Genomic DNA, 17,483 nt, shown 5'->3' with positions numbered 1-17,483 from the left:
ATCTGACACCGCTGTCAGAAAAGGATAGGTCATTTCCCTCGGTTAGGCCACCCTAACTCCGACGGCTCGCAAGACAAAGCGCACGGCGGTCTCGATCGCGGCATCAAGATCGCCCTCGACGTCCACGACCTCACGGGACGCCAGGCAGGCCGTGACCATCGGCACCAGCACGTCGACGTCCTCGTCGACCATCTGCCCGGTCCGGATGCCTTCGGTGAGGATCGTGCGTAGCTGTGCGGTGATCGGGTCGACGTGCTCGGCCATCCGCTTGTACGCCTCCGGCGACAGCAGCGCGTTCAGCTTCGCGCCTGGCGGTGTGTGCCGGCCCGCGAGCACGCGCAGTTGCATGCGTACGAACACGGCAAGCGCCTCGACCGGATCGGTGACCGCCGTGAGCGCCTCCTGCAAGCGGATCACGTACTGCGCGGTCTCGTGCTCGACGAACGCGACCAGCAACGACTCCCGGTCCGGGAAGTGGTTGTAGATCGCGGACCGGCCCACGCCGGCCGCCGTCGCCACGCCGGACAGCGTGATCGCGTCGAAACCACGGGTGTAGAGCAGTGTGCGCATCGCGTCGAACACCTTGGCGCGCACCTGTTCGCGGTGCGCCGCCAAGGATTCACCGATTATCTTCGGCATCCCATGACACTAACCGACCGGCCAGGTGTGCACAGGCTCGCCGGTATGCATCATCTCGATGTACGCCCGCAGCATGCCGACCAGCGCCGCGTCCCGGTCCATGCCGCGCTGCTCCATCTTGGCCACGGTCTCCCGCTGCCACGAGGCGCCGTTACGCCGTGCCACGCATCGTTGCTCGATCACGTCGAGATACCGCTCGCGCGCCGCGTCCGACACGCCGCAGTGGCGCAAACCCTCGTGCGCCATGGGAAGCAGCCTGCGCAGCACCAGTTCGTCCGGCGGGATCCAGCCGATGCCGGGCCAGTACAGCTGCGCGCCCAGCCCGTGCCGGGCCGAGGCGTACAGGTTCTCCTCGGCCGCCTGGAAGGACATCTGCGTCCAGAGTGGACGATCTTCCAGGACGAGCGCACGCTGTGCCCCATAGAAGAAGGCGGCGTTGGCGACCAGGTCGACGACGGTCGGGCCCGCCGGCAGAACACGGTTTTCCACCCGAAGGTGTGGAACGCCGTCCACGACGTCGTAGACAGGCCGGTTCCACCGCCACACGGTTCCGTTGTGCAGTCGTAGTTCCCGCAATGTGGGCGCCCGGCCTTCGGCGAGTTCCGCCATCGGGTCCTCGTCGTCCATTTCGGGCAGCAGGCCGGGGAAGTAGCGGACGTTCTCCTCGAACAGGTCGAAGATCGAGGTGATCCAGCGTTCACCGAACCACACTCGGGGCCGCACACCCTGGTTCTTGAGCTCCTCCGGCCGGGTGTCGGTGGCCTGTTCGAACAACGGGATCCGCGTCTCGTGCCAGAGTGCCTTGCCCAGCAGGAAAGGCGAGTTGGCCGCGAGCGCGACCTGAGGACCGGCCAGGCATTGCGCCGCGTTCCAGTGTGCGGCGAAGTCCTCGGGCGCGACCTGCAGATGCAGTTGTGCCGACGTACACGCGGCTTCCGGCAGGATCGACTGCGTGTAGCTGCGCAACCGGTCCGCCGGGCGTCCCGGCATCGGCTCGCCCTCCATGTTGAGCAGCATCTCCTCGCCGCGAGCGGCGAAGATGCGCTCGTTGAGCACGGCGTACCGGCTGCTCGGCGAGAGCCAGCGCGCGTCGAAGTGCTCCTCGGTCAGCGTGGGCAGGATCCCGATCATGACCAGGTCCGAGCCCGCGTCGTGCGCCTTGGAGTTGGCCCTGGTCAACGACGCGCGCAGATCCTGTTCCAGGTCAAGCGCTTCGTCGCCGTCCAGCGGACGGGGCTGCACGTTCAGCTCGATGTTGTGCTGACCCAGTTCCAGCGTGAAGTCCGGGTCGGCGATCTTCTCGAGCACCACGGCATTGGTCATCGACGGGTTGAGCTGCTCGTCGACCAGGTTGAGCTCGATCTCCAAGCCCATCTGCCTGCGGTGAAAGGCGAATGTCCCGCTGTTCAGCATCGCTGCCAGCGCGTCCAGGCAACGCTGGACTTTACGGCGGTAACGTTGGCGATCGTCCCGGGTGTGGGCCCCGGTCGTCACGTCCCTTCCCATGCCGCCTCCCCTTCGCTCGGCTCGGCCGCACTAGCTGGGAGAAACAACGTTGACACAGCGATTGTGCCGATTGCTAGCGGCCAAATCGGTGCTGTGGGTCATCCCTGGATGACGCACTGCGAGATCCTGTAGTCCATATGCGGGGTTTCCCGGCTGGTGGAAGCCCCAACCATGAAAAGATCACGCCCGTGGCCGAAGTGATCCGGATAACAGACCCAGCCGATCCGAGACTGGACGACTTCCGTGATCTCACCACGGCCGACCGCAGGCCGGACCGGCCGGGCGGGAAAGGCCTGGTCATCGCCGAGGGCGTGGTGGTCGTCCGGCGGTTGCTCGCCTCGCCCTACCCGGTGCGCTCGCTGCTGGGCGTGCAGCGTCGGATCGCCGAACTCGACACCGAAGTGGACAGTTCGGTGCCCGCGTACGTCACATCAGCGGACGTCATGGCCGAGGTCGTCGGGTTTCACCTGAATCGTGGTGTGCTCGCGGTCGCGGACCGCGCCCAGCCATGGTCGCTGGACGACCTCACCGGTGCCCGGCGGCTGCTTGTCCTGGAAGGCGTGGGCGACCACGAGAATCTCGGCGCCCTGTTCCGCAACGCGGCGGCGCTGGGGGTTGATGGGGTCATCCTTGGACCAGGCTGCAGCGACCCGCTGTACCGGCGCAGTGTCCGCGTGTCCATGGGGCACGTGCTGGCCGTGCCCTTCACCACCGCGGCCGAGTGGCCCGGTGCACTGGAGTTCTTGCAGAGCAAGGGTTTCCAGGTGCTCGCACTCACGCCCCGCGCGGATGCCGTCCCACTGAACGAGGTCAAGGCCACCGGCCCGGTCGCCATCATGCTCGGCTCCGAAGGTCCAGGCCTGACGGACGTCGCCATCAACGCGGCCGACCACGCTGTGTGCATCCCCATGGCGGGTGGGGTCGACTCCTTGAACGTCGCCACAGCTGGTGCCGTCGCTGTTTACGCCCTCGGAACTGGTTAGCTGTACATGTGGAATTGCGCACAAACGGTGAGCAGGCGGAGCTCGTCGGTCCGGACGAGCAGGTGGTGGACCCGCACCGGCTCCCGATTCCGGCTGAGCTTTCCACCTCGCTGAACGAGTGGGCCCAGGTCGTGGCTGCCATGCAACGCGCCGACGCTCCCGAAGACGCCACCGCTGCGGTGCTTGTCTCCCGTCGCGGCCGTCAGCTCGCCGACCGGTTGTCCGTGGTTTTGGACACCACAGTGCGCTACCACGACCCGCTGACCGGCGAGATCCTGCTGGTCGACGCCACCGCCAACAGCGCAGTCGAGCCTGAACTGCCTGAGCCGACACCCTGGCTCACCGGGCTGACCGTCAGCGTCCTCATGGCCATCGTCACGCTGGCCGCCGTGCTGACGCTCGCGGTGACCTTGAGCGAGACCAGCGCGCTCCTGGCGATCGGCGCGAACCTGGTGGTCACGGCGGGCCTGGCCCCTTCGGTCTGGCTGGCCCGCCGTGTCCTGGTCTGGCGCTGGGTCGCCCTCGGCGTCGCCGCCGGCCTGGCATGCGGCTGGGTCGCCCTGGTGATCGTGCTGCTGTAGAGGCTCCGGCAATTGAGCGTATGGGCGAGATCGGGCCCAGGCGGTGCCTCTTAGACGAGTGAGTCGAGCCAGGCCTGGTGCAGGGCGGCGAACTCGCCGCGGCCCTCGGCGACGAGGTCGGCGGGGGAGCCGTCCTCGATGATCCGGCCGCCCTCGACGACCAGGACTCGGTCGGCGATCAGCACAGTGGACAGCCGGTGCGCGATGATCAACGCCGTCCGGTCGGCCAGCACTGTCTCCAGCGCCGCCTGCACCGCACGTTCACCAGGTACGTCCAGGCTGGACGTGGCCTCGTCCAGGACGAGCACGGCCGGGTCGGCCAGGAACGCCCGAGCGAACGCGACCAGCTGACGCTGCCCTGCCGACAGCCGGCCGCCGCGTTTGCGGACGTCCGTGTCGTAGCCCTCCGGCAGTGCCGCGATGAACTCGTGCGCGCCGACCGCGGCAGCCGCGGACTCGACCTCGCCACGAGTGGCGGACGGCCTGCCCAGCGCGATGTTCTCCGCGACCGAACCGGAGAACAGGAAGTTCTCCTGTGTCACGGTGGCGACTTTGTCGCGCAGGTCGGCGTCCGCGGTGTCGCGCAGGTCCACTCCGGACAGCCGGACCGAACCCGACGACGGGTCGTAGAACCGGGCGACCAGCTTGGCGATCGTCGACTTGCCCGCACCGGTCGCGCCCACCAGCGCGACGGTCTGGCCCGCCGGGATCGTCAGGTCGAACTTCGGCAGCACGACCGGACCATCGGCGCTGTAGCGGAACTCGACCTGCTCGAACGTGATCGTTCCGCCCTGTGGCAACGGTTTCGGGTGTGCGGGCTCGGCGACCGACGGCGTTTCCTCCAGCACGCCGGAGATCTTCTCCAGAGCCGCGCTCGCCGACGCGTACGAGTTCGCGACCATCGCCAGATCGTCCAGCGGGTCGTAGAACCGCCGCAGGTACAACGTGAACGCGGTCAGGATGCCCAGCTCAAGGCTGCCACCGGTGACCCGCCACGCGCCGATCCCGAGCACCAGGGCCAGCGACAGGTTGCCGACCGCCCGGACGCTTGCGGTGAAGACCGCGACCGCGCTCACGGCGGTGTAGTTGGCGTCGCGGTAGCTCGTGTTGAGCCCGTGCATGATCGACTCGTTGCGAGCCTCCCGGCGGAACGCCTGCACCGCACGCATTCCGTTCATCGTCTCGACGAACTGGACGATGATCTTCGCGATCGCCCCGCGGGTGCTGCGGTAGGCCGTGCGCGACGTGGCCTGGAACCAGCGCGTGATCAGCACCAGCGGGATGAACCCGGCCATCACGATCAAGGCAAGCGGCACGTCCAGGATCAGCAGCAGCGTGCCGATGAACGCCAGCGACAGCACGGCGTTCAGCATGTTGTCGAGGCCGTCTTCCAGCAGCTGCTTGAGCGTGTCCACGTCCGCGGTCAGCCGGGAGATGACCTTGCCCGAGGTGTAGGACTCGTGGAATGACAAGGACAGCCGCTGCGAATGCCGGAACAACCGCTGCCGCAGGTCCAGCAGCACGTTCTGGCTGATCCACCCGGCCAGCCGCTGGAACGCCATCAGCAGCAAGGAGTTCGCCAGCGAGCTCACCGCATACGCGCCGATGCACCACGCTAGAACCGTGGTGTCACCACGAATCGCTGCCGGGATGCCGTCGTCGATCGCCACGGCGATCAGCAACGGACCTGCCAGGGAAGCGAGGTTCTGCAGGATCACGATCCCGAGCGTCAGTGCGGCCAGTCCCAGGCGCGGACGGATGAGCGAGCCCAGCAATCGCCGGGACCGCGCCTGCAGTTTGGCGCCGACCGCCGTGCCGAGTTCTTCGACCTCCTCGGCGGCCACGCCACGCCAGGATTCGTCCTCGCTCATGTTCGCACCTCCTCGGGAGCATCCAAAGTAGACAGAAGCGTCCGGTATGCCGTGTTGCCGGCCAGCAGTTCGGAATGTGTGCCGACTGCCGCGATCCGGCCGTCGGCCAGCATCGCGACCCGGTCGGCGAGCTGGACCGTGCTCGGCCGGTGAGCCACGACCAACGCGGTGACTCCGGTCAGGACTTCGCGCAGTGCGCGTTCCACCTCTGCCTCGGTGTGTACGTCCAAAGCGGACAGTGGGTCGTCCAGTACGAGAATCTCCGGCCGGCCGACGATCGCGCGGGCCAGTGCGAGCCGTTGCCGTTGCCCGCCGGACAATGACAGGCCCTGCTCGCCGATTCTGGTGTCCAGTCCCCATGGCAGGTTGCCGACGAAGTCCGCGGCCTGCGCGATCCGCAGCGCTTGCAGGATCTGCTCGTCGGTGGCATCGGTTGTGCCGAGCGCGATGTTCTCCCGGACACTCGCCGAGAACAACACCGGCTCCTCGAAGGCCATCGACACGAGGGTTCGCAGATCGGCCAACGTCATCGAGGCGATGTCCACGCCGTCGACCGTGATCCGCCCGCCGGTCACGTCCGCCAGCCGCGCGACCAGTGCCGTCAGTGTGGTCTTGCCGCTGCCGGTCGACCCGACGAGCGCGACCGTCTCGCCCGGCCGGACCTCCAGGTCCACTCCGCGCAGGATCTCCTTGCTGCCTTCGGAATGCCTGAAATGGACGTTTTCGAACCTCAGGTATCCGTGTGCCGGAGCGGCCGGCGGCACCGGTTCCGGCGGATCGGCGACCGTGCGAGGCTCGTCCATCACCTCGAAGTAGCGGTCGGCCGCGGATGCCGTCTGGTTCGTCTCGGCCAGCAGCCAGCCGATCGAATCGGTCGGCCAACGCAGATACGTCGCGATCGTGACGGCTGCGACCAAGGTGCCGACCGTCATCGTGCCGTCGGCGATGCTGAACGTGCCGACCAGCAGCTGACCGGCGATACCGATCTCGGGCAGCAGCACGATCGCGCCCCACAGCAACGAGTTGATCCGGATCTTGTGCATCTCGGTGCCGCGCAGTTCGACGGCCTGCTTGGCGAACTTCCTGGCCAGATGCGGGCCACGGCCGAACGCCTTGAGCACGCGGATGCCCAGCGCGGACTCCTCGACCGTGGTGGCCAGGTCGCCGTCCTGGTCCTGAGCCAGCCGCGCGACCACCTTGTACTTGCGTTCGAAGACCGTGGAGATCGCGATCAGTGGCAGCGCGCCGGCCAGCACTGTGAGCCCGAGCCAGAAGTTCAGGGTGAACAGCACGACCAGCCCGGCGACCAGGGTGATGCTGTTGACCACCAGGAAGATCGCGACGAACGCGATGAAGCTGCGGATGATCGACAGATCGGCCACCGCGCGGGAGAGCAGCTGGCCGGACTGCCAGCGGTCGTGGAACGCGATCGGCAGCCGTTGCAGCTGGTCGTAGAGGTCCTCGCGCATCCGCGCTTCGATCCGGGTGGTCGGTTTCGCCAGGATTTTCCGCCGGGTGTAGAAAAGCCCGGCTTCCACGCAGCCGAGCAGTGCCACACCCAGAACCGGCCAGATCAGGCCGCTCGTGTCGCCGGTGGCCACCGGGCCGTCGAGAATTCGCTGGATCGCCAGCGGGATGAGCAGCCCCGCCGTCATCGCGGTCATGGTCAGGACGATCGCCAGTATCAGCCGACGTCGCCACGGCCGCAGACAAGGGCCGAGGCGTTTGAGTGACGCGTAGGCCGAGGCGTGCTCCTTGGCCTGGTTCATCCCCGCCCCCAACAAGTCCGACGCCAGCCCTTTACGGTAGAGACCAACCTGGGCGGGCGCACTCCAATTTCGGCCAATCCTGCGACCTTCAGTGCACTTGAGGTCAAATAACCGGCTAATTTGCGCTGTGCCTGCAACCCGATCGACGATCTGAGGTGTCACCCGTACGTGATGGTTCTGAGGGAAGCGACCCGGCGGGTACAGATCACCGCCGTCGACGCCGCAGTCATCGCCTGTTACGTCCTGGGCGCACTGCTGCTCTACAGTCATTTGTGGACGGATCTGGACCGCGCTTACCTGGTCAACAGCCTGCAGGACCAGAACATGTTCGAGTGGTTCTTCGGGGTGGCGGCGTACGCACCGGACGACGCGCTGGTCACGACGCTGCAGAACCACCCGCTCGGCGTCAACATGATGGCCAACACATCCATGCTGGGACTGGGAATTCCACTGGCCCCGGTGACATGGGTGTTCGGCACCACAGCCACCTGGGCCGTCGTGCTCACCGGTGGTATGGCGGGCAGCGCGGCCGGCTGGTACTGGGTGATCTCCCGGCATCTCGCGCAGTCCCGGATCGGCGCGGCGATCGGGGGCGGGTTCTGTGCGTTCGCGCCGCCGATGATCTCGCACGCCAACGCACACCCGAACTTCGTGGCGATGTTCGTCCTGCCGTTCATTGTGTCCAGGGTGATCGTGCTGGCCAGGGGCGGGAATCCGGTTCGCAACGGGCTCGCGCTCGGTCTGCTGATCACTTACCAGGTGTTCGTGGGCGAGGAGCCGTTGCTGATCGCCGCGATCACGCTGGTGGTCTACGGCTGTGCCCGCCCGGCGACGGTGACCAGGAATCTGTTGAAGGGCCTGGGCGTCGCGGTGCTGGTGACGTTGCCGCTGGTGGCCTATCCGGTCTGGAAACAGTTCTACGGCCCGCAGAGCTACAGCAACATGGGGCATGGCGCCGCGGGCAACGACCTGGCCGCCATGACCGCGTTCGGCAGGTCCTCGCTCGCGGGTGATTCAGTTGTGCGGCAACGGCTGGAGTCCAATCCGACCGAGGAGAACGCGTTTTTCGGCTGGCCGCTGGTAATTCTCGTAGTCGTGCTCGCGATCTGGCTGTGGCGTGTCGCGTCCGCACGGGCACTCGTGATCACGGCGGGCGTCATGGCTGTGTTCTCGTTGGGCTGGTGGCTGTCGGTCAACGGGGAGAAGACAGGCATCCCGATGCCCTGGATGGCTTTTTCCCAGTTACCACTTCTGAACTCGTTGCTGGGCGCGCGATTGTCGATGGCCTGTGTTCCTGTGATCGGGATCCTGATTGCCATGGCGTGTCAGCGAATTCTCACGCTGGCTGAGCACGCGACGCATATTCCCCTGCGATTACTGTGGTTCGGCACGCTCGCGGCTGTTCTGCTGCCGATCGCGCCGACTCCGTTTCAAACTGTCCAGCGGCCGGTGACACCCGAGTTCTTCACCGAGGGCATGTGGCGCGACTACGCGGGCCCGGACCGTTCGGTGATCATGGTGCCACCGGCCACATCGAGTCACTCCCTGCCGCTGTACTGGCAGGCACAGGCGGGGATGGGCTTTCCGATCATCGAGGGGTACTTCGTCGGGCCGGGAACCACCAAGGAGGGACATTACGGCGCGATCCAGCGGCCGACTTCGCGGCTGCTGGAGGCCATCACACGCGGCGAGGAGAAATCGATCGGACCGGACGAACGGGAGCAGGCGCGCCGGGACGTGGAGTTCTGGCGAGCGAGCGCGGTGGTCCTCGGCCCGAGTGACCGTCCGGACGAACTGAGACGCGCCTGTGATGCCCTGTTCGGTACCGGTGGGCGATACGTCGGTGGCGTCTGGGTGTGGCCGGTGTGATCGGAGTCACACAACCGGTGGTGTTGCCTCTGGTGTCCTCTGGGCAAAGGGGGTGCGCCGTGCGCACAACGGACGAGGAGCAATACACGGAGTACGTGACGGCCCGGCTGCCCGCGTTGCGCCGGATCGCGTACCTGCTCTGCAACGACGACCATCGTGCCGACGACATCGTGCAGAACGCGATCACCAGGCTCTACCTGCACTGGCGCAAGGCGAGCAAGGCCGAGAACCTCGACGCCTACGTCCGCACCATCGTGGTCCGGACATTCCTCAACGAACAACGAGCGGGCTGGTTCACCCGCAACCGTCTGGTCGACGAGCCGCCGGAGCAGTTCGCGCCGCCCGGCCCGGACGTGGAGACGAGCCAGGTCCTGCACGCCGCCCTCAGCCGCGTGCCGCCCAGACAGCGTGCGGTGCTGGTGCTGCGGTTCCTCTACGACCTGTCGGTGATCGAGGTCGCCGGGATGCTCGGCTGCTCGCCGGGCAACGTCAAGAGCCAGACCTCACACGGCCTGGCCGCATTGCGGAAACAACTGGGTGACCAGGCGTTCAGCCTGCAGGACGGGAGGTGACGGCGATGAACCGGACCGAAGAAGAGGGCATCGGCCTGCTCGCCCCGCTGCGGGACGCCGCCCCGGCCGAGCGGTCCAAGGTCGACGTCGTCCAAGCCGTGCGTACCGGGCGGCGCCAGAGCCGCAGGCGTGTGGTCGCCGGCATGCTCGCGGCCGCCGGTCTGGTGATCGTCGCCGGTGTCGGTGTGCCGATGCTGATCCACAACCTGCCCGACGCGACTGCCCCGGCCCATTCGACCGAGGGGTTCGACCTCTTGAAGCGGGTCGTCACAGTCGGCTCGGCGGGCGGATTCACCCCGGACACGTACGAGACCAGCGTTGGCCGTCAGGTCATCAAGCTGATCCGGGCCGACGGCGGGCAGGGCACCGCCACCATCGAGGTCTTCCCGCCGATGAACTCGCCGTACCCGCCCGCGTACCCCGGCCTGGGCAAACGGGCGGCCGACGTGAACGGCCGGGAGGCGTACTGGATCGAGCCGGGACCGGTGCTGGTCTGGAGCTGGGCCGAAGATTCATGGGCGACTGTGTACTGGGAAAATGTGCCGGACTCGGATGTCATGGACAAGATCCACCGGGTCGCCCAGGCCGTCCTGCCTGGCGAGTCGCCGGTGACCGTGCCGTTCAGAATCAGCCGCGAGGACGGGTTGGCCCTGACGTCGGTTCAGATCAGCGCGTCGTCCCTGGTGTCCTCGGTGGAGTTCCGCAGAGTCGGCCCGGACGACACGATGCAGACCATCACGGCCGGCCTGATGCCCGCCGAGCCTGACATCATCCCGAATGACCAGGTCAGCAGTCACTCCGCGCATACCGACTCGCACACGGTCAAGATCCTCGACACGGGGCACGGCGTCTTCGCCTTCGCCACCTCTGCCAGTCAGCACCTGGACATCGACCTGCTCAGGCTGATCGCGACGACCATCGTGGCAGTGGACAACCCGGTCGACCGCGCGAACTGGGTGCCCGACTTGCTGTACCAGCGAGCCAAGTGAGTGGTTGTCGCGAAACAACGCGACAACCACTCCTCAGCGGGTTCAGCCCCGGTTGGAGCGGACGCCCAGCAGGACGTCTTCCCAGGCCGGGACGACCGGGTGGTTCTTCTTGCCCTTGCCGCGCCGCGGGGCCGGCTTCTCCTTGGCCGCCTCGGGCTCGGGCTCCGGTACCAGTTCCTCCTGAACCGGCTTGGTCACCGCAGCCGGCTCGGCCGGTTCGGCAGCGGGCTCCGGCTCCGGTTGTGCGACCGGCTCCGGTTCCGGCTGCTGGGCGACCACCGGTTCCGGCGTGGGCTCCGGCTGCTGGACCGGTTCCGGCTGGCGGTACACGGGCACCGGCTCCGGTTGGCGGACCGGCTCGGGCTGGCGGTACACCGGGGCCGGTTCCGGCTCGCGGACCGGCTCCGGAGGCTGGTACACCGGCTCGGGCTCGGGCTGCCGGTACACAGGCACCGGCTCGGGCTGTGGCTGAGGTTGGGGTTGCGGGCGTGGCGGAGCCTCGACCGCAAGCGCTTGCCTGGCCAGCTCCGTCACCGGCCGTACGGTCCGCAGCGACCTGTTCGGGTTCGGGTCGAGCAGGTCGTGGGCGTGGTCGTCGAGCGGAGTGACCGTGCCACCGTGCGCGCCAGGGTGGAACGACCAGTGCGCGTGGTTCTCCGAGCGGCCGGCCGTCCAGCGCAGCTGCACGATCCACTTGCCCTCGTCGCTTTTCCACGAGTCCCAGGTCGATTCGGAGTACTCCTGGCCACGCAGGCCGAACGCATGTGCGCACACCTCGCCCAGCGTCTGCACATCCGGCCCGTCCTCACGCACCGGGTGCGCCCGCTGGGCCAGGTCGGCCGTACGGGATCGCTCGAGCAGCACGGGGTATGCGAACCGCTCGACTTTGTCCTCCGGCAGACCGGACGCCGCGGCGACCTGTGAGACGGACTCACCCGCACGGATGCGGGCCTGGATTTCACGTGGGCGCATCTGGCTCTCCAGCTCGATTTCGATCTGGCCGAGTCTGGTGACGTCGCCACGGGCAGCCGCGCGCAACCGCTCGTCCGCAGGCAGTTGGAAGCGCTCGCCACGGATCGGGTCCTCGCAGATGACGGTCTTGCCGTCCTCTCCGAGCCCGACCACTCGCAGCGCGCGCACCTCAAGCCTCCCGAATGACTTCACCTCGCTGACTTTGTGACGTTATTACGGCGTGCCGCCTTGACGACGGAGGCGCGCCGCGCCTAAGCGAGATCCGACGTCGATCTTCCCGCATCCCAAGCCGATCCGCACTCCTTTAGTCAGTACTTTGTTCGCAGGAACGGAGGGCTTGACTTTTGCGCAAAGCAGTGTGGGGGCGTCCGCTCGTGCTGGTCGGGCTGGCGGAGTCGATCGCGCTCGGGCTGATCATCGGCCTGAAAGTGTTGGACGGCCTGGATTTCGAGATTTACCGGCTTGGCTCATTGACATGGCTGCAAGGTGGTGATCCATACGGTGTGCTGCCGGCCACGAGCCGTGGCACGTTCCTGCCGTTCACCTATCCGCCGTTCGCCGTCCTTGCCTTCGTTCCCACGACTTTGCTGCCCGCACGCGTGGGTTTCCTCATCCTCACGGTGATCTCGGCGCTGTTGCTGTTCGTCGTGGTGTTCGCGTTCCTGGTGGCGTTGCGTGGTCGCGAAAAGGGGCTTGTACTGCCGGGATTCGTGGCCGTGGGCGTGCAGTTGCTTGCCGCGGGCGGTGATCCGGTGCGCTCCACGCTGGGTTATGGACAGATCAACATGGTCCTGATGGCATTGGTCGTCCTGGACTGCCTGCCCACGGCCAAGCGGTGGCGGGGTGTGCTGGTCGGCCTGGCCGCGGCGATCAAGCTGACACCCGCCGTGTTCATCCTGTTCTTCCTGGTGCGCAAGGATTTTCGGGCGGCTCTGCGGGCCGGCGTGACGTTCGTGGCCGTAACGGCCCTGGCTTTCGTGGTTCTGCCTGGCGAATCGGTCACCTACTGGACCAAGCTCCTGTTCAACGGTGACCGGATCGGCGCGCCCGATCACGTTGCCAACCAGTCACTGCGGGGTGTGTTCGCGCGACTTTCCGTTGACTTCTACTGGATCTTGCCCGCGCTGCTGGTGATCGCGCTGGCGGTGTACGTGATCCGCAGGTCGAACGTGCCAACCGGACTGGCGGTAACGGCGTTGTGCGGGTTGCTCGTGTCGCCGGTTTCGTGGGTGCACCACTGGGTTTGGCTTGTGCCGGTGCTGGTTGTCCTTGGCTGGACGGCGGTGACCGAGCGTCGTGTTGTGATGGGTTTGTCCGTTGTGCTCGCCGCCGCGGTCGCGATCTCCACACCCGTCTGGATCTTCGAGTTCGGCGGGTGGGACGCGGGTGTCTGGCAACAGGCTGTGAGCGACAGCTACGTGCTCGCCGGGATCATCCTGTTGCTGGTGACCGCTGTGTACGTGCGAGGCAACTCGACCCGCAGATCCAGCCCGCCGGACGGCCTGGCGGCCACGCCGATCGACCCGTCATGCGCCTTGACCACCGAGGCGACGATCGACAACCCCAGTCCGGAGCCGCCCGACGTCGACGTCCGTTCCAACCGCCGGAAGGGCTCGAACAGGCCCGGCAGCGACTCGACCGGGACCGCAGGACCGCTGTTGACCACGCGCACGGCAGGTGAATCGCCCACTTCGACCGACACCGAGCCGCCGGGCTCGTTGTAGCGGATCGCGTTCTGCACGAGGTTCGTGACCAGGCGTTCCAGCAGCACAGGGTCGCCGGGAACGCCGCGTGACGTGATCTTCGTCTGGACCGTCACCTCGTGTTGCGACGCCAGGTCCGAGCACATCGCGACCACGTTCTCGGTGACTTTGTCCAGCCGGACCGGGACCCGGCTCAGCAGCCCGCGGTCGCTGCGCGCCAGCACGAGCAGCCCTTCGATCAGGCGTTCACTGCGCTCGTTGGTGTGCAACAGGTGCTGGCCGAGCCGCTTCATCTCAGGCGTGGCCGCGGGGTCGGCCATGGCGACTTCGACGAGCGTGCGCTGTACGGCGAGTGGTGTCCGCAGCTCATGGGAGGCGTTGGCCACGAAATGGGTCTGGCTGTCGAACGCCGTGGCCAGGCGGTCGAGCATCCCGTCGAACGTGTTCGCGAGTTCTTTGAGTTCGTCGTCCGGGCCGTCCAGGTTGATCCGCCGGTTGAGGTTCTGCGCGCCCAGCCGGCGGGCGGTGGCCGTGATCGCGTGCACCGGACGCAGCACGCGACCGGCCATGTACCAGGAGGCCAATGTGGCGATCACGCCACCGGCCAGCAATGCGATCCCGGAGGTCCACAGCACTGTCGCCATGGTGCCCGAACGGTAGTTGTCCAGGGTGTCGACGACGATCCGGTCCGGGGTGGTGCCCGGCACGGTCGGGGTGACGGTGCGTGTCGGGGCAGCGGCCGTCGTCCACTCCTCGGGAGCGATTCCGGCCTGGCGGGCGACCGCGACCCCGCTCGGCAGGGCACCGAGCACCAGCAGATAGTTGATGACCAGCAGGATCACGCCGATGGCCATGAAGAGGCCGCCGTACATCGCGGTCAGCCGCGCCCGTGCCGACCAGCGCATCAGGCGATCCGGTAGCCGGCGCCGGGCAGCGTGTCGATGACCGGCGGATCACCGAGTTTGCGGCGCAACGTCATCACCGCCACCCGGACGGCGTTGGTGAACGGGTCCGCGTGCTCGTCCCACGCCTTCTCCAGCAGATCCTCGGCGCTGACCACGGAGCCTTCGGCCCGCATGAGTACCTCCAGCACAGCGAACTCCTTCGGCGAGAGCGACAGGTGCCTGCCGTCCCTGGACGCCTGGTGGCGGGGCAGATCCAGCACGACACCGGACCGCTGGAGCACCGGCGGCAACGCCGGCCGGGCCCTTCGCGCAAGCGCTTGCACCCGGGCGACCAGCTCGTCGAACGCGAACGGCTTGGTCAGGTAGTCGTCCGCGCCCAGGCGCAGGCCGGCGACCCGGTCGGTGACTTCCCCGGCCGCGGTGAGCATCAGCACCCGGGCCTCACCACCGGCCGCGATCATCGCCCGGCAGACGTCGTCGCCGTGCACTTTCGGCAGGTCACGGTCCAGGACAACCACGTCGTAGCCGTGTACGCCGACCCGCTTGAGCGCGGCGTCGCCGTCATAGCAGACGTCCACGGCCATGGAGAGCCGCCGCAGGCCCTCGGCGAGGGTGTCGGCCAGCAGTTGTTCGTCCTCCACGACCAGAACCCGCATGCGCTCAGTCTCTCCCAAGCGCGGATAAGCGCGAGATAAGGACTTTCGCTTAACGCGCCCGAATCGCCCGATCCCTAGAACTGGGTCCCGGCGGGCCCGGGGTATCGGGGGCCGGGCCCGTCGGGATGAAGTCACGACTCACAGGAGGATCCATGGGCGCCAAATGGCGACTGGCCGCAGTCGCGACCGTGATGTTCGCACTGACGGCGTGTGGCAACGACGGCGGTGACGGCAACGGCGTCGCCTCGCTCAACGGTGACCAGCAGACATCCGGGCAGCCTCAGCCACAGAAAGCGGGCACGGACGAGGACCAGATGCGCGCGTACGCCAAGTGCATGCGAGAGCACGGCGTCGACATGAAGGACCCGGAACCGGGTGGCGGGATAACCATGCGGGCGATGGCCCCGGAGGAGGCCGGGAAGATGGACAAGGCCGGGGAAGCGTGCAACAAGCTCCTGCCCAACGGCGGAAAACCCAAGCCGTTGAGCCCGGAAGAGCTGGACAAGATGCGCAAGACGGCCAAGTGCATGCGTGACCACGGCATCGACATACCCGACCCGGACCCGAACAACCCCGGCATCACCATCGGCATTCCCAACAACGATCCGGGCAAGATGGACAAGGCCATGAAGGAATGCGGCATGGGCGGGATCGGCGCCGCGGCCCCGGTCGCACCGGGCGGTGGCAAGTGACCGACGAAGGGCCCCGTCGCCTGCACCGTAGGCGCCGCATCCGGTGGATGATCGCCGGTTCGGCCGTGGTGGTCGCCCTGGCCGTCGGTACCGCCGTCGTGCTGACCCGAGTCGGCTCCGGCTCGGCAGCGGCCGCGCCGAAAGGCCCGGCGCCGGTCGACACCACCACTGTGACGAAAACCGATCTGGCCGACCGGCGCAGCATCACCGGAAAGCTCGGGTACGGCACGGAAACCACGCTGGCCGGCCAGAAGCAGGGCACTATCACCGGATTGCCCGCGATGAGCGACGTCCTCGACCGCGGCAAGACAGTGTACAAAGTGGACGCGAAGCCGGTTGTCCTGTTCTTCGGTGACATCCCGTTGTACCGCCCGGTCGGATCGGGCGTGACCAACGGCCCGGATGTGAAGGTGATCGAGGAGAACCTGAAGGCGCTCGGCTTCGGCGGGTTCGGCGCACCGGACGAGAAGTTCACCACCGCCACGGCGAACGCGATCAAGAAGTGGCAGAAGTCGTTGAAGCTGGAGGAGACCGGCACGGTCAACGTCGGTGACGTGCTGATCACCACCGGCCCGTTCCGGGTGAACTCGATCGTGGCCAAGCTCGGTGCCCCCGGAGCCGGTGACCTGCTCAAGTACACCGGGGTCAACCGCGGTGTGAGCGTGCAGATCAAGTCGTCGCAGCGGGACTGGGCGAAGATCGGCGCGAAGGTGTCGGTCGCGGTCGGCTCGAAGACGGCCACCGGGACCATCACCGGGATCGCCGAGGTCCCACCGGATCCCAACCCGATGCCCGGGTCCTCCCCGGACAGCAAGTTCGACGTGTCGATCGCGCTGGACGACCCGGCCGCCATCACCGCGGCGGATGCCACCTCCGTGGACGTCCGGTTCACCGCGGACAGCCGTTCCGCAGTGCTGACTGTTCCTGTCGGCGCGCTGCTTGCGTTGGCGGAAGGCGGTTACGCGGTCGAGATCGTCGACGGTGACCGGCGGCGTCTGGCCGCGGTGAAGCCCGGGTTGTTCTCCGACGGCCGGGTCGAGATCAGTGGCCCGGATGTCCGGGAAGGCATGCGGGTGGTGACCACGTCGTGACTCCCGTGCTGTCGATCCAGCGCGCGGGCAAGACCTATCCCGGTGGCGTGCACGCGTTGCGAGATGTGTCATTGTCGATCGCGCAGGGCGAACTGCTCGCCATCGTCGGGCCTTCGGGTTCCGGAAAGTCCACTTTGCTGCATCTGATGGGCACTTTGGACAGCCCGTCGACCGGGTCGGTCGAGGTGCGTGGCCACGACGTGGCCCGGTTGAACGACCGGAGGCTCTCCGCGCTGCGGTCGCGCTGGATCGGATTCGTGTTCCAGCAGTTCTTTCTGACCGAAGGCCTGCCCGCGGTGGAAAACGTCGCCACAGGCCTGCTGTACGCAGGAGTTTCGGCGCGCCGACGGCATCAGATTGCCCTGGGCGCATTGGAACAAGTCGGTCTCGGTGCTCGTGCCTGGCATTTGCCGAACGAGTTGTCCGGTGGTGAACGCCAGCGAGTCGCGATCGCCCGCGCGGTCGTGAACAGGCCGGCGATTCTGCTGGCCGACGAACCGACCGGAAACCTGGACACCAAGAACGGCGCGGGAATCCTGCACCTGCTGGGTGCCTTGAACAAGGCGGGGACAACGGTCGTGATCATCACGCACGACAACGAGATCGCCGCGTCTGTGCCCCGTCGGATCGAAATGCGAGACGGAATGCTGCTCACGGACACAGGGGCGGCGGCGTGACCACAATC

At 67.1% G+C, this 17,483-nt stretch carries 15 protein-coding genes and 1 pseudogene; 9 read left to right on the top strand and 7 right to left on the bottom strand.

The genetic code is table 11. From position 1 onward, the window contains the following. Nucleotides 1–42: 42 nt before the first annotated feature. Nucleotides 43–639, bottom strand: coding sequence for a TetR/AcrR family transcriptional regulator (locus tag JOF56_RS07670; protein WP_209635865.1), 597 nt, complete (start codon nt 637–639; stop codon nt 43–45). A gap of 9 nt (nt 640–648) precedes the next feature. After that, nucleotides 649–2,145, bottom strand: a complete 1,497-nt coding sequence (locus JOF56_RS07665) for a glutamate-cysteine ligase family protein (protein WP_209635863.1) — start codon at nt 2,143–2,145, stop codon at nt 649–651. A 188-nt stretch (nt 2,146–2,333) separates the two neighbouring features. On the opposite strand from JOF56_RS07665, the gene JOF56_RS07660 reads away from it, so the two are divergent. Beyond that, nucleotides 2,334–3,128: a TrmH family RNA methyltransferase gene (locus tag JOF56_RS07660; RefSeq protein ID WP_209635861.1), complete on the top strand. Its 795-nt coding sequence runs from the start codon at nt 2,334–2,336 to the stop codon at nt 3,126–3,128. Nucleotides 3,129–3,136: 8 nt separating this feature from the next. Continuing rightward, complete coding sequence (locus tag JOF56_RS07655; RefSeq protein WP_209635859.1) at nt 3,137–3,709, top strand: DUF2537 domain-containing protein; 573 nt, start codon at nt 3,137–3,139, stop codon at nt 3,707–3,709. Nucleotides 3,710–3,759: 50 nt separating this feature from the next. On the opposite strand, the gene JOF56_RS07650 is transcribed toward JOF56_RS07655, so the two are convergent. Together JOF56_RS07650 and JOF56_RS07645 are read right to left on the bottom strand one after the other, a co-directional pair. Further along, nucleotides 3,760–5,580 carry an ABC transporter ATP-binding protein gene (locus JOF56_RS07650; protein WP_209635857.1) on the bottom strand — a complete coding sequence of 607 codons (1,821 nt, stop codon included), beginning with the start codon at nt 5,578–5,580 and terminating at the stop codon, nt 3,760–3,762. After that, on the bottom strand, nt 5,577–7,349 hold the full coding sequence (locus tag JOF56_RS07645) for an ABC transporter ATP-binding protein (protein ID WP_209635855.1): 1,773 nt from the start codon (nt 7,347–7,349) through the stop codon (nt 5,577–5,579). The genes JOF56_RS07650 and JOF56_RS07645 overlap by 4 nt, the downstream gene beginning before the upstream one ends. A gap of 171 nt (nt 7,350–7,520) precedes the next feature. On the opposite strand from JOF56_RS07645, the gene JOF56_RS07640 reads away from it, so the two are divergent. Genes JOF56_RS07640 through JOF56_RS07630 form a run of 3 tightly spaced genes read left to right on the top strand, consistent with a single transcriptional unit; the run spans nt 7,521 to nt 10,779 of the window. Next, the gene (locus JOF56_RS07640; RefSeq protein WP_372448367.1) at nt 7,521–9,218 is read left to right on the top strand and encodes a glycosyl transferase; all 1,698 of its coding nucleotides are present in this window, start codon (nt 7,521–7,523) and stop codon (nt 9,216–9,218) included. A 59-nt stretch (nt 9,219–9,277) separates the two neighbouring features. Then, nucleotides 9,278–9,790: a SigE family RNA polymerase sigma factor gene (locus JOF56_RS07635; RefSeq protein ID WP_209635851.1), complete on the top strand. Its 513-nt coding sequence runs from the start codon at nt 9,278–9,280 to the stop codon at nt 9,788–9,790. Nucleotides 9,791–9,795: 5 nt separating this feature from the next. Continuing rightward, the gene (locus tag JOF56_RS07630) at nt 9,796–10,779 is read left to right on the top strand and encodes a hypothetical protein (protein WP_209635849.1); all 984 of its coding nucleotides are present in this window, start codon (nt 9,796–9,798) and stop codon (nt 10,777–10,779) included. Nucleotides 10,780–10,821: 42 nt separating this feature from the next. Here the strand turns inward: JOF56_RS07630 and sepH are convergent, their stop codons facing one another. Further along, the gene (gene sepH / locus JOF56_RS07625; protein WP_209648079.1) at nt 10,822–11,919 is read right to left on the bottom strand and encodes a septation protein SepH; all 1,098 of its coding nucleotides are present in this window, start codon (nt 11,917–11,919) and stop codon (nt 10,822–10,824) included. A 188-nt stretch (nt 11,920–12,107) separates the two neighbouring features. Between sepH and JOF56_RS57755 the strand changes: the two are divergent. Beyond that, nucleotides 12,108–12,959 (top strand): annotated as a pseudogene (locus JOF56_RS57755) (glycosyltransferase 87 family protein); the annotation flags it as partial. Nucleotides 12,960–13,165: 206 nt separating this feature from the next. Here the strand turns inward: JOF56_RS57755 and JOF56_RS07620 are convergent. Together JOF56_RS07620 and JOF56_RS07615 are read right to left on the bottom strand one after the other, a co-directional pair. After that, on the bottom strand, nt 13,166–14,359 hold the full coding sequence (locus JOF56_RS07620; protein ID WP_209635847.1) for a sensor histidine kinase: 1,194 nt from the start codon (nt 14,357–14,359) through the stop codon (nt 13,166–13,168). Beyond that, entirely contained in the window at nt 14,359–15,015 is a 657-nt protein-coding gene (locus tag JOF56_RS07615; protein WP_209635845.1) for a response regulator transcription factor, read from the bottom strand. Before JOF56_RS07615 ends, JOF56_RS07620 begins: the two co-directional genes overlap by 1 nt. A gap of 152 nt (nt 15,016–15,167) precedes the next feature. On the opposite strand from JOF56_RS07615, the gene JOF56_RS07610 reads away from it, so the two are divergent. Genes JOF56_RS07610 through JOF56_RS07600 form a run of 3 tightly spaced genes read left to right on the top strand, consistent with a single transcriptional unit; the run spans nt 15,168 to nt 17,475 of the window. Further along, entirely contained in the window at nt 15,168–15,707 is a 540-nt protein-coding gene (locus tag JOF56_RS07610) for a hypothetical protein (protein WP_245378186.1), read from the top strand. Further along, nucleotides 15,704–16,798, top strand: a complete 1,095-nt coding sequence (locus JOF56_RS07605) for a peptidoglycan-binding protein (protein ID WP_307854968.1) — start codon at nt 15,704–15,706, stop codon at nt 16,796–16,798. Before JOF56_RS07610 ends, JOF56_RS07605 begins: the two co-directional genes overlap by 4 nt. Next, on the top strand, nt 16,795–17,475 hold the full coding sequence (locus JOF56_RS07600; protein ID WP_209635839.1) for an ABC transporter ATP-binding protein: 681 nt from the start codon (nt 16,795–16,797) through the stop codon (nt 17,473–17,475). The genes JOF56_RS07605 and JOF56_RS07600 overlap by 4 nt, the downstream gene beginning before the upstream one ends. The last annotated feature ends 8 nt before the right edge of the window (nt 17,476–17,483 follow it).

This window comes from Kibdelosporangium banguiense (assembly GCF_017876405.1).
Taxonomy (GTDB): Bacteria; Actinomycetota; Actinomycetes; order Mycobacteriales; family Pseudonocardiaceae; genus Kibdelosporangium; species Kibdelosporangium banguiense.
The sequence above is the reverse complement of the archived record's forward strand: the minus strand, read 5'-3'. Positions and strand labels throughout refer to the sequence as shown.

Coding starts and splice junctions, on each gene's coding strand:
- JOF56_RS07670 (WP_209635865.1), bottom strand. CDS start 639: ATGCCGAAGATAATCGGTGAATCCTTGGCGGCGCACCGCGAACAGGTG.
- JOF56_RS07665 (WP_209635863.1), bottom strand. CDS start 2,145: ATGGGAAGGGACGTGACGACCGGGGCCCACACCCGGGACGATCGCCAA.
- JOF56_RS07650 (WP_209635857.1), bottom strand. CDS start 5,580: ATGAGCGAGGACGAATCCTGGCGTGGCGTGGCCGCCGAGGAGGTCGAA.
- JOF56_RS07645 (WP_209635855.1), bottom strand. CDS start 7,349: ATGAACCAGGCCAAGGAGCACGCCTCGGCCTACGCGTCACTCAAACGC.
- JOF56_RS07640 (WP_372448367.1), top strand. CDS start 7,521: ATGGTTCTGAGGGAAGCGACCCGGCGGGTACAGATCACCGCCGTCGAC.
- JOF56_RS07630 (WP_209635849.1), top strand. CDS start 9,796: ATGAACCGGACCGAAGAAGAGGGCATCGGCCTGCTCGCCCCGCTGCGG.
- JOF56_RS07620 (WP_209635847.1), bottom strand. CDS start 14,359: ATGCGCTGGTCGGCACGGGCGCGGCTGACCGCGATGTACGGCGGCCTC.
- JOF56_RS07615 (WP_209635845.1), bottom strand. CDS start 15,015: ATGCGGGTTCTGGTCGTGGAGGACGAACAACTGCTGGCCGACACCCTC.
- JOF56_RS07610 (WP_245378186.1), top strand. CDS start 15,168: ATGGGCGCCAAATGGCGACTGGCCGCAGTCGCGACCGTGATGTTCGCA.